The sequence below is a fragment of the Mycobacterium sp. genome (assembly GCF_032161845.1).
GTDB lineage: Bacteria > Actinomycetota > Actinomycetes > Mycobacteriales > Mycobacteriaceae > Mycobacterium.
Genome location: NZ_JAVRQA010000050.1, coordinates 1 through 10637, shown reverse-complemented (window position 1 = coordinate 10637; position 10637 = coordinate 1). Strand labels below are relative to the sequence as shown.

Sequence of the window (10637 nt, the reverse complement as noted above, 5' to 3'; positions counted from 1 at the left end):
GGGGCGTCTGGGTAGTGGTGCAGTGCATCCTCGCCGTTGCCTTCGGCGCGGGTCTGTTCATCGCGTTCGATCAGCTTTGGCGCTGGAACACCATCGTCGCGCTGGTGTTGTCCGTGCTCGTCATCCTCGGCCTGGTGGTCGGCGTCCGGGTGGTGCGCAAGACGGAGGACATCGGCAGCACGTTGATCGCGGTGGCGGTTGGCGCCTTGGTCACGTTGGGCCCCCTGGCACTGTTGCAGTCCCACTGACGCGTCACACTTATCCCTCAGTGCGCCCCGCCATCAAGGTCGGTCTTTCGACTGCCTCGGTATACCCGTTGAGGACCGAGGCGGCCTTCGAGTACGCCGCCCGGCTGGGGTACGACGGTGTCGAGCTGATGGTGTGGGCGGAGTCCGTCAGTCAGGACATCCCGGCGATCCAGCGGCTGTCCGACAAGTACGGCATGCCGGTGCTGAGCGTGCACGCGCCGTGTCTGCTGATCTCCCAGCGGGTCTGGGGCGCCGATCCCATCTCCAAGCTCGATCGCAGCGTCCGGGCAGCCGAACAACTGGGCGCGCAGACCGTCGTCGTGCACCCGCCGTTCCGCTGGCAACGGCGCTACGCCGAGGGTTTCAGCGACCAGGTGGCCGCGCTGGAGCAGTCCAGTGACGTCATGGTCGCGGTGGAGAACATGTTCCCGTTCCGGGCCGACCGCATCTTCGGCACGGGGCAGCCGTCGATCTCACGGATGCGCAAGCGCGGCGGCACGCCGGGGATAGCCGTCTCGGCGTTTGCGCCGTCATACGACCCGCTGGACGGCAACCACGCCCACTACACGCTGGACCTGTCGCACTCGGCGACCGCAGGTACCGACGCCATCGACATGGCGGGCCGGATGGGTGACGGGCTGGTGCACCTGCACCTGTGCGACGGCAGCGGCGCGTCGACCGACGAGCACCTGGTGCCGGGGCGCGGTACCCAGCCGACCGCCGAGATCTGTCAGATGCTGGCGGCCAGCAGTTTCTCCGGCCACGTGATCCTCGAGGTCACCACCTCGGGAGCGCGGACGGCAGGCGAACGCGAGCAGTTGTTGAGTGAGTCGTTGGATTTCGCGCGAACGCATTTGTTGCGTTAGAGATTGGGGCCGTCTTGAGTCTGTCCACGTCGTTCACCGATGCGATGGCGTTGACGCAGGTGTCGTCGGGCGGCGACGGCGGCGTCTCCTCCGTGTTCGAAGGCGAGCTCAACGAACACTGGACCATCGGGCCCAAGGTGCATGGTGGCGCGATGCTGGCGCTGTGTGCGAATGCGGCGCGGATGGCCGTTGGCGGTGGGCAGGAGCGCAGCGACTCGGGGGATGTCTCAGCGCGTGGGGTCGAGCCGATCGCGGTGTCGGGCAGCTTCCTGTGGGCTCCCGATCCAGGCCCACTGTGCGTGGTCACCACGATCCGCAAGCGGGGGCGCCGCGTCAGCCTCGTCGACGTTGAGCTCAAGCAGGGTGACAAGACAGCGGTCCGGGCGGCGATGACACTCGCCGAACCCGAGCACGACGTCGCACCGCTGCTGTCGGTCAACCCCGTGGTGCCACTGATGACGCCCGACCCACCGCCCGGCCTCGAGCCGATCGGACCGGGGCACCCGATGGCCGACATCGTGCACCTGGCGCACGGCTGCGACATCCGGCCGTCGTTGACGACGATGGCACCGCGGGCCGACGGGGGACCGCCGGTGATCGAGTACTGGGTGCGGCCGAAGGTGGGCTCGCCGGACGTGCTGTTCGCGCTGCTGTGCGGTGACGTATCGGCACCGGTCACATTCGGCGTCAACCGGTTCGGCTGGGCGCCAACGGTTCAGCTGACCGCCTACCTGCGTGGCATGCCTGCGGACGGCTGGCTGCGGGTGATGTGTACGACGATGCAGATCGGGCAGGAGTGGTTCGACGAGGACCACGTGGTGGTGGACTGCGAGGGGCGCATCATCGTTCAGTCCAGGCAGCTCGCTCTGGTGCCGCAGGCACAGTCGTAGGTCCCTCCGGCGGGCGTGCAATGCTTGCCTCCGTGGCGAGAATTGCGATCATCGGCGGCGGAAGCATCGGCGAGGCACTGCTTTCCGGGCTGCTGCGCTCGGGCAGGCAGGCCAAGGACATGGTCATTGCCGAGCGGCACCCCGACCGTGCGAAGTATCTGTCCGAGACCTATTCGGTCCTGGTGACCACGGTGGCCGACGCCGCCGAGAACGCGGCCTACGTGATCGTGGCCGTGAAGCCGTCCGACGTCGAGTTGGTCATCGGTGACATCTCCGAAGCCGCCGCGCGGGCGGAGAACAACAGTGCCGAGCAGGTCTTCGTCACGGTCGCCGCGGGCGTCAGCACCGCCTACTACGAGGCGAACCTTCCCGCGGGTGCGCCCGTCATCCGGGTGATGCCCAATGCCCCCGTGGTCGTCGGTGGAGGGGTCAGCGCCTTGGCCCCTGGCCGCTTCGCGACCGCCGAGCAGCTCAAGGAGGTCTCGGCGATCTTCGACGCGGTCGGTGGTGTCCTGACGGTGCCGGAGTCTCAGCTCGACGCGGTCACCGCGGTGTCGGGCTCGGGTCCGGCGTACTTCTTCCTGATGGTCGAGGCGCTCGTCGACGCCGGCGTCGCCGTGGGGCTGCCAAGGGCCGTTGCGACCGATCTGGCGGTCCAGACGATGGCCGGTTCCGCCGCAATGTTGCTGGAGAGCCTCGACAACGCCAACCCGTCGGGCGACGGGGCAATGGGCACGGCGATGGACACCAGCCCCGCTCAGCTGCGCGCGACCGTGACGTCGCCGGGCGGCACTACGGCCGCTGGTCTGCGGGAATTGGAGCGGGGTGGCCTCCGGGCGGCGGTAGCCGAGGCTGTCGTTGCGGCAAAAACACGCTCTGAGCAGCTAGGAATTACACCAGAGTAGTTCAAGAAATTCCATCGAATTAGCCCACACCCGTCGCAATAACCCCAATGGCCACGCTATTCTCCCTGAGGTATGCGCGCTCCTGCGCCAGCGGTGGGGAAGCCGTTGGACAAGGCGTGCCTGATTGATTGGGTTGCGATGACGTCTATGAACGGGCCATCTTCGCGGGATTCCGCCAGCGGCAAATCGTCGCGTGATGGTTCCGGCGGCGAACCTCCACGACAGCAGTTCCTCACCGTCGCGGAAGTGGCGAGCCTGATGAGGGTGAGCAAGATGACGGTCTACCGACTGGTCCACAACGGTGAGCTGCCCGCGGTACGCGTGGGCCGGTCGTTCCGGGTGCACGCCAAGGCCGTGCACGACCTCTTGGAGACGTCGTACTTCGACGCAGGCTAGGGCTGGGCCCCGGGTGGGTCGATCGTCCCGGGACGGGAGCGCACCGACGCAGGCGGGCTTCCAGCCGTTTTCGTACCTCCGGGCATGCCGGGTAAGGTGACGAGTCGGTTCTCCTGGCACAAATGTCCGGAGATGTCTTAGGTAGCGGAGTTCATGGGTTCAGTCATCAAGAAGCGGCGCAAGCGCATGTCGAAGAAGAAGCACCGCAAGCTGCTTCGTCGCACCCGGGTGCAGCGCAGAAAACTCGGCAAGTAGCTCGCACCTTGTCCCGCTAGGCTGACCCGATGGATTCGACGGGCCGGCCGCCGCAGAAGCACGGGCAGGGCGACGGGCAGGACTCCGGGGACGCCGACGTTCAGGGCACGCCGCATTACCCCAAGGTCGTGCTGGTCACCGGTGCATGTCGGTTTCTCGGCGGGTATCTGACCGCCAGGCTGGCGCAGAACCCCCTGATCAATCACGTCATCGCGGTTGATGCGGTCGCGCCGAGCAAGGATTTGCTGCGCCGGATGGGTCGCGCCGAGTTCGTGCGCGCCGACATCCGAAACCCGTTCATCGCGAAGGTGATCCGCAACGGGGACGTCGACACCGTCGTGCATGCCGCGGCAGCGTCGTATGCGCCCCGCGCGGGCGGACGGGCAGCGCTGAAGGAGCTCAACGTCATGGGCGCGATGCAGCTGTTCGCGGCCTGTCAGAAGGCTCCGTCGGTGCGCCGGGTGATCCTCAAGTCCACGTCCGAGGTCTACGGCTCGAGTCCGCGCGACCCTGTGCTGTTCACCGAGGACGGCAGTTCGCGCAGGCCTCCTGGCGAGGGCTTCGCCCAGGACAGCATCGACATCGAGGGTTACGCGCGCGGCCTGGCGCGGCGACGCCCGGACATCGCGGTGACGATCCTGCGGCTAGCCAACATGATCGGGCCGGCAATGGATACCGCGCTTTCGCGATTCCTCGCCGGGCCCGTGGTGCCGTCGGTGCTTGGCCATGACGCGCGGCTACAGTTGCTGCACGAACAGGATGCGCTCGGCGTGCTGGAGCGGGCGACGATGGCGGGCCGTTCCGGCACGTTCAACGTGGGCGGCGCGGGCATCATCATGATGTCGCAGGCGATCCGTCGGTCGGGGCGGCTACAGTTGCCGGTGCCGAGATCGGCATTGTCTGCCGTTGATTCGCTGAGGCGCGCCACCCGGTACACCGAACTGGACCGCGAGCAGCTGAACTACGTCAGCTACGGCCGGGTGATGGATACCGCAAGGATGCGGAAGGATTTAGGTTACAACCCGAAGTGGACGACGGCGGAGGCTTTCGACGATTACGTACGCGGTCGAGGTTTGACGCCGATCATCGATCCGCGATGGGTACGCTCGATCGAGAGTCGGGCCATTTCTGCAGTGGAGCGTTGGGGGCGTTAGTCTTGTATTTCAGGGTGGGGAGAAGGTAACGACGTGGCGGGCGATTCAAAAGCGAAAGTGATTCCGCTGCACTCGAATTCGAGCCGGGCATCGGCTCAGCGACGGGCAGCGGCACGTACCGAGAGCGCACGTCGGCATCCGTCATTGCTCGATGATCCCGGTACGCGGGCGTCCGCCGAGCAGATCGCGGCCGTCGTCCACGAGATCGATCATCGTCGCGGCTCCGCGGCGGGTGCGGCCCTCGATGAGGGGCCCAACGAACTCGCCCAGCGCATCGCGGCGGCCGCCGAATTCGTCCGCAAGCGGATGTCGGGCGACTACACCGTCGACGAGTTCGGCTTCGACAAACACCTCAACGAGGCTATCTTTTTGCCTTTGCTGAGAGGGCTCTTCCGCAACTGGTTTCGGGTCGAGGTCAGCGGTATCGAGAACTTGCCGGAAACCGGTGCGGCGCTCATCGTCGCCAATCACGCGGGCGTGCTGCCCCTGGACGGGTTGATGGCCTCGGTGGCCGTGCACGACAACCATCCCGCCAACCGCGATCTGCGCCTGCTGGCCGCCGACATGGTGTTCGACATGCCGCTCATGGGGCAGGCCGCGCGCAAGGCGGGCCACACGATGGCATGCACCGCCGATGCCCATCGCCTCCTGGCCGCCGGCGAACTCACCGCCGTGTTCCCCGAGGGGTACAAGGGCCTTGGCAAGAATTTCCGGGACCGCTACAAGCTGCAGCGTTTCGGTCGCGGCGGGTTCGTCGCCGCAGCTCTACGCGCAGGCGCACCCATCGTGCCGTGCTCGATCGTCGGATCCGAGGAGATCTATCCGATGATCACCGACGTCAAGTTGTTGGCCCGGCTTTTCGGCCTGCCGTACTTCCCGGTGACCCCGCTGTTCCCGCTCGCGGGGCCGCTCGGCCTTGTCCCGCTGCCATCGAAGTGGCACATCCAGTTCGGTGAGCCCATCGCCACCGACGACTACGACGAGTCGGCGGCCGACGATCCGATGGTCACCTTCGAGTTGACCGACCAGGTTCGCGAGACCATCCAGCAGACGCTGTATCAGTTGCTCGCCAACCGGAGGAATCCCTTCCTCGGCTGATTACGGTGTGGCTGCTGACTTTTGCCCGGCAATCATCCGCTTCATCGCCGCATCGCGTCCGGCGGCGATCTGGGCCGTCACCTCGGCATGCTGTTCGGAGCTGGTCGACTCGCCGAACAGCGTCACGATGCTGGTCAACACGGGCTTGCCGTCGTCGTCGGTGACCTCGCCGCGGACCTCGGTGATCACCGCGCCGTGCGATTCGATCACCGAGTCGAGGTAGGAGTCGAACCACAGCTTGTCGCCGACCACGATCGGGCGATGGAAGACCAGCTTCTGGTCGCGGTGCAACACGCGTTCCATGTTGATCGGCACATCGAACTGATTGAAGATCTCGTTCTGGACCCTGCGTCCCGCGACGGCGACGAACGTCAGCGAGGCGATCAGCGCGCCCTGGCCGCACTCGGCGGCGGCTTCCTCGGTGTAGTGCGCGGGATGGTCGTCCTTGACGGAGCGCGCGAACTCGCGCACCTTTTCGCGGTCCACCAGGAAGTAATCGGGATACCTGTAGTGGGTACCGATGATGTCTTCGGCGATGGTCATTTCTCGGTTGCGCTCCCCGCTCAGTACTTCTGGCTCCAGCGGCGCCGAGCCTATCAGCGACCGCTCAGCTGCCATTTCCGCGACGAGAAACGACCGCGGCCAGGGCGCCGCCCGCCGCGCCGAGCGCCAGCGCCGAGGGGACGCCGATGCGGGCGGCCTTGCGGGCGGTCCGAAAGTCACGGATCTCCCAGCCCCGTTTGCGGGCCAGGTCCCGCAGCGCGGCGTCGGGATTGATGGCGACGGCGGTGCCGACCAGTGACAGCATCGGCACGTCGTTGATGCTGTCGGAATAGGCCGTGCAACGCCGCAGGTTGAGTCCCTCGCGAATGGCCAGCGACCGTACGGCATGCGCCTTGCCCGCGCCGTGCAGGATCTCGCCGACGAGGCGGCCGGTGAACACGCCGTCCACCGACTCGGCGACCGTGCCCAACGCACCCGTCAGGCCGAGCTTGCGGGCGATGGTGGCCGCCAGCTCGTATGGCGTCGCGGTGACGAGCCACACCTGCTGGCCCGCGTCGAGGTGCATCTCGGCCAAGAGCCGTGTGCCCTGCCAGATCTTGTCGGCGATGATCTCGTCGTAGATCTCCTCGCCGACCTCGGTCAGCTCGGAGGTCGCCCTGCCCTCGATGAAAGCGAGCGCCTTGGTGCGCCCGGCCGCTACGTCGTCGCTGTTTTCCTTGCCGGTCAGCTGAAACTTCGCCTGCGCGTAGCCGAATCGCGCCAGATCGCCGTAGGTGAAGTACTTCCGCGCCGCCAGCCCGCGCGCGAAGTGCACCAGCGATGAGCCCTGCACCAACGTGTTGTCGACGTCGAAGAAGGCGGCGGCCGTCAGGTCGGGCGGGGGTGGTTCGGTCTCGGACGCCTCGTCGGCGAGGATCTGCTCGACGGCGTCGGACTCCTCGCCGATCCCTGGACCGGCCTCCACGTCGGCCTCAGCCCCTGACTCGGACACCCTTCAACAGTAGGGCACGGGATACTCGGAGCCGTGGAGCATCGGAGGGCAGGAGCGGAGCGACCCGGGAATCAGCACAGTGTGTTGCTGCTGACGAGGGCCGGGTGCAGCCTGTGCGAAAAGGCCGAGGCAGTGCTCGTGGCTCTGGCCGACGAGTTCGGATTCGAGCTCCTCTGCACCGACGTGGACGCTGCGGCGGAGGCAGGGGACCCGTCGCTGCGTGCCGAGTACGGGGACTTGCTGCCCGTCGTGCTGCTCGACGGCGTGCAACACAGCTACTGGGAGGTCGACGAGGCGGCGCTCCGCGCCGATCTCGGAGCTGGTTAGGTCTCGGCGAATTTGGTGGGCGGGCTGGTAGACGACTATCTTTGACCGCGTGGTGACGAGGCCATGAGCGTTCTTCTCTTCGGGGTTTCGCATCGCAGCGCCCCGGTATCCGTGCTGGAAAGACTCAGCACCGACGAGTCCGAACAGGCCAAGATCGTCGACGAGGTGCTGCAGTCCCCGCTCGTCACCGAAGTCATGTTCCTGTCGACCTGTAACCGCGTGGAGATCTATGCGGTCGTCGACGCGTTCCACGGCGGCCTCTCGGTCATCGGGCAGGTCCTGTCAGAGCACTCCGGGATGTCGTTGGGCGACCTCACCAAGTACGCCTACGTGCGATACGCCGAGGCCGCCGTCGAGCACCTCTTCGCGGTGACCAGCGGCCTGGACTCCGCGGTGATCGGCGAGCAGCAGGTCCTCGGGCAGGTCCGCCGTTCCTACGCCTCCGCCGAGGCCCATCAGACCGTGGGACGCACCCTTCACGAGCTGGCGCAACGCGCGCTGCAGGTCGGCAAGCGAGTGCACTCGGAGACCGGTATCGACGCCGCGGGCGCTTCGGTGGTCTCGGTGGCGCTTGAGATGGCCGACAGGAAGTTGTCCGGTCTCGCGGGGCGCTCCGCCGCCGTGGTCGGCGCCGGGTCGATGGGCTCGCTGGCGGCCGCGCACCTGGTGCGGGCGGGCATCGGCCGGGTCCACGTCGTCAACCGCTCGCTTCCGCGCGCCGAGCGGCTCGTCGAAAACCTGCGGGGCCAGGGCGTCGACGCGCACGCGTTCCCGTTCGACCACATCCAGCCCGTGCTGGCCGATGCCGACGTCGTCGTTTCGTGTACCGGGGCCGTGCGCCCCGTGGTCTCGCTCGCCGACGTGCACCGAGGTCTCGCGCACGGCCAGGACCCCAGGCAGTTGGTCATCTGCGACCTCGGCATGCCCCGCGACGTCGATCCGGCCGTCGCCGGTCTGCCCGGCGTGTACGTCGTCGACATGGAGCGCATCCAGCGCGAACCGACGGCCCGAGCCGCCGCCTCCGACGCCGACGAGGCCCGCGCAATCGTCGCCGCGGAGGTTGCCAACTATCTTGCCGGGCAACGGATGGCGGAGGTCACACCCACCGTTACCGCCCTTCGCCGGCGCGCCGCCGACGTCGTCGAGGCCGAACTGCTGCGTCTCGACAACCGGCTGCCCCAGCTCGAATCCGCGCATCGCGACGAGGTCGCGCGGACCGTGCGCCGGGTCGTCGACAAGCTCCTTCATGCCCCGACGGTTCGCGTCAAGCAACTGGCCAGTGCGCCGGGCGGCGACAGCTATGCCGAGGCGCTGCGCGAACTGTTCGAGCTCGATCCGCAGGCCGTCGACGCGGTCGCCGGTGGCGAATTGCCAGTCATCGCAATGGATTTGATTCCGAACGACACGCGGTCCGATCTAGGTCAAGCTGAGTAGTCACTTGGCACTGACGCGCGATACGGCCATCCGGATCGGCACGAGGGGCAGCCTGCTGGCTACCACCCAGGCCGGTTTGGTCAGAGACGCCTTGATAGCCAAGGGTCACGCGTGCGAACTCGTCATCATCTCCACTGCGGGTGACCGATCCAGTGAGCCGATCGCCGACATCGGTGTCGGAGTGTTCACCGCGGCCCTGCGAGAGGCGATCGCCGACGGCCACGTGGACATGGCCGTGCACTCCTACAAGGATTTGCCGACCGCCACCGACGACAGGTTCGTCATTGCGGCCATCCCACCACGCGAGGACGCCAGGGACGCCTTGGTGGCGCGCGACGGGCTGGTGCTGGGAGAGTTGCCAGCGGGTTCGGTGATCGGCACGTCGAGCCCGCGGCGGGCGGCGCAGCTTAGAGCACTGGGTCTCGGTTTGGAAATTCGCCCCCTAAGAGGCAACCTAGACACCAGGTTGAACAGGGTAAGCAACGGTGATTTCGACGGCGTCGTCGTCGCCCGGGCGGGACTAGTCCGCATCGGACGGCAAGATGACGTCACCGAGACTCTGGAGCCGGTGCAGATGTTGCCAGCGCCGGCTCAAGGTGCGCTCGCGGTGGAGTGTCGCGCGGGCGATACCGAGCTCGTCGCGCTGCTGGCGGAGATGGACCATTCCGACACGCGCGTCGCGGTCACCGCAGAGCGAATCCTGCTCGCCGAGCTCGAGGCGGGGTGTTCCGCGCCGGTGGGTGCGATCGCAGAAGTGGTCGAGTCCATCGACGAGGAGGGCAACGTCTTCGAGGAGCTGTCGCTGCGCGGCTGCGTGGCGACGCTGGACGGATCCGATGTGATCCGCGCGTCCGGTATCGGTGCTCCCGAACGGGCCAGGGAGCTTGGGCTCTCGGTCGCGGCGGAGTTGTTCGAACTGGGGGCGCGGGACTTGTTGGATCAGCGGACGACAGAGCGGGAGTGAAGGATGACGACCCGAGGGCGCAAGAGCAAGCCCGGCCGCATCACGTTCGTCGGTTCAGGACCCGGTGATCCGGGCCTGCTGACGACGAGGGCGCGCACGGTTCTGGCCAACGCGGCACTGGTCTTCACGGACCCAGACGTACCCGAGGCGGTGCTCGCCATAGTTGGCTCCGAGCTGCCGCCCACGTCGGGCCCGGCGGAGGCTGCGCCGCAGAACGACGACGCGGCACCGGCAGACACGCCAGTCGCGACCACCGTCCCCGGCGGCGCGGATGTTCGCCCCGCACTGGGTGATCCGACCGAGGTTGCCAAGCTTCTGGTCCACGAGGCACGGACCGGCGTCGACGTCGTGCGATTGGTGGCGGGCGATCCGCTGTCGGTCGACTCCGTCATCACCGAGGTCAGTGCGCTGGCGCGCACGCAGGCGCATTTCGAAATCGTCCCAGGGCTCTCGCCGGGCGCGGCGGTGCCGACGTACGCCGGGCTGCCGCTCGGCTCGTCGCACACCGTCGCCGACGTCCGCGGTGACGTCGACTGGGCCGCGCTTGCCGCGGCTCCCGGTCCCCTGATCCTGCACGCCACGGCGACTCACCTCCCCGAGGCGGC

General features: G+C 67.3%; 13 protein-coding genes and 1 pseudogene. 12 read left to right on the top strand and 2 right to left on the bottom strand.

All coding sequences use genetic code 11. From position 1 onward, the window contains the following. The 8 genes from QOD90_RS03115 to QOD90_RS03080 all read left to right on the top strand — a co-directional run. A partial coding sequence (locus QOD90_RS03115) for an Rv0497 family membrane protein (RefSeq protein ID WP_526346560.1) occupies positions 1–248 on the top strand: 248 nt, incomplete at its 5' end. 20 nt (positions 249–268) lie between these two features. Beyond that, positions 269–1114 (top strand): sugar phosphate isomerase/epimerase family protein, encoded by an 846-nt coding sequence (locus QOD90_RS03110; protein ID WP_526346558.1) that lies wholly within the window; start codon positions 269–271, stop codon positions 1112–1114. 14 nt (positions 1115–1128) lie between these two features. Beyond that, the gene (locus QOD90_RS03105; RefSeq protein WP_526346556.1) at positions 1129–2004 is read left to right on the top strand and encodes an acyl-CoA thioesterase; all 876 of its coding nucleotides are present in this window, start codon (positions 1129–1131) and stop codon (positions 2002–2004) included. Positions 2005–2036: 32 nt separating this feature from the next. Then, the gene (gene proC / locus QOD90_RS03100) at positions 2037–2909 is read left to right on the top strand and encodes a pyrroline-5-carboxylate reductase (RefSeq protein ID WP_526346554.1); all 873 of its coding nucleotides are present in this window, start codon (positions 2037–2039) and stop codon (positions 2907–2909) included. Positions 2910–3047: 138 nt separating this feature from the next. Continuing rightward, positions 3048–3305 carry a helix-turn-helix domain-containing protein gene (locus QOD90_RS03095; protein ID WP_526346552.1) on the top strand — a complete coding sequence of 86 codons (258 nt, stop codon included), beginning with the start codon at positions 3048–3050 and terminating at the stop codon, positions 3303–3305. Between the two features lie 153 nt (positions 3306–3458). Next, entirely contained in the window at positions 3459–3560 is a 102-nt protein-coding gene (locus QOD90_RS03090) for a 30S ribosomal protein bS22 (protein ID WP_003402602.1), read from the top strand. 29 nt (positions 3561–3589) lie between these two features. Continuing rightward, a complete protein-coding gene (locus QOD90_RS03085) occupies positions 3590–4714 on the top strand; it encodes an SDR family oxidoreductase (protein ID WP_526346550.1) in 1125 nt (374 codons plus the stop codon). A 6-nt stretch (positions 4715–4720) separates the two neighbouring features. After that, positions 4721–5812, top strand: a complete 1092-nt coding sequence (locus tag QOD90_RS03080; protein ID WP_526346568.1) for a lysophospholipid acyltransferase family protein — start codon at positions 4721–4723, stop codon at positions 5810–5812. Here the strand turns inward: QOD90_RS03080 and QOD90_RS03075 are convergent, their stop codons facing one another. Both QOD90_RS03075 and QOD90_RS03070 read right to left on the bottom strand, forming a co-directional pair. Beyond that, positions 5813–6355 carry an FAS1-like dehydratase domain-containing protein gene (locus QOD90_RS03075; protein WP_526346566.1) on the bottom strand — a complete coding sequence of 181 codons (543 nt, stop codon included), beginning with the start codon at positions 6353–6355 and terminating at the stop codon, positions 5813–5815. A gap of 64 nt (positions 6356–6419) precedes the next feature. After that, positions 6420–7262, bottom strand: a complete 843-nt coding sequence (locus QOD90_RS03070; RefSeq protein ID WP_526346564.1) for an HAD family hydrolase — start codon at positions 7260–7262, stop codon at positions 6420–6422. A gap of 78 nt (positions 7263–7340) precedes the next feature. On the opposite strand from QOD90_RS03070, the gene QOD90_RS03065 reads away from it, so the two are divergent. From QOD90_RS03065 to QOD90_RS03050, 4 genes and pseudogenes are all read left to right on the top strand, one after another. Continuing rightward, positions 7341–7634, top strand: a complete 294-nt coding sequence (locus QOD90_RS03065; protein ID WP_526346548.1) for a glutaredoxin family protein — start codon at positions 7341–7343, stop codon at positions 7632–7634. Positions 7635–7697: 63 nt separating this feature from the next. Next, positions 7698–9064: pseudogene (locus QOD90_RS03060) on the top strand (glutamyl-tRNA reductase). A 32-nt stretch (positions 9065–9096) separates the two neighbouring features. Further along, positions 9097–10032 carry a hydroxymethylbilane synthase gene (gene hemC, locus QOD90_RS03055; protein WP_526346562.1) on the top strand — a complete coding sequence of 312 codons (936 nt, stop codon included), beginning with the start codon at positions 9097–9099 and terminating at the stop codon, positions 10030–10032. Positions 10033–10035: 3 nt separating this feature from the next. Further along, on the top strand, positions 10036–10637 hold a 602-nt coding region (locus tag QOD90_RS03050), incomplete at its 3' end, for an SAM-dependent methyltransferase (RefSeq protein ID WP_526346546.1).

Bases quoted from the DNA above. Each gene is read 5' to 3' on its own strand.
- QOD90_RS03095 (WP_526346552.1), top strand. From the start codon at position 3,048: ATGACGTCTATGAACGGGCCATCTTCGCGGGATTCCGCCAGCGGCAAA.
- QOD90_RS03090 (WP_003402602.1), top strand. From the start codon at position 3,459: ATGGGTTCAGTCATCAAGAAGCGGCGCAAGCGCATGTCGAAGAAGAAG.
- QOD90_RS03085 (WP_526346550.1), top strand. From the start codon at position 3,590: ATGGATTCGACGGGCCGGCCGCCGCAGAAGCACGGGCAGGGCGACGGG.
- QOD90_RS03075 (WP_526346566.1), bottom strand. From the start codon at position 6,355: ATGACCATCGCCGAAGACATCATCGGTACCCACTACAGGTATCCCGAT.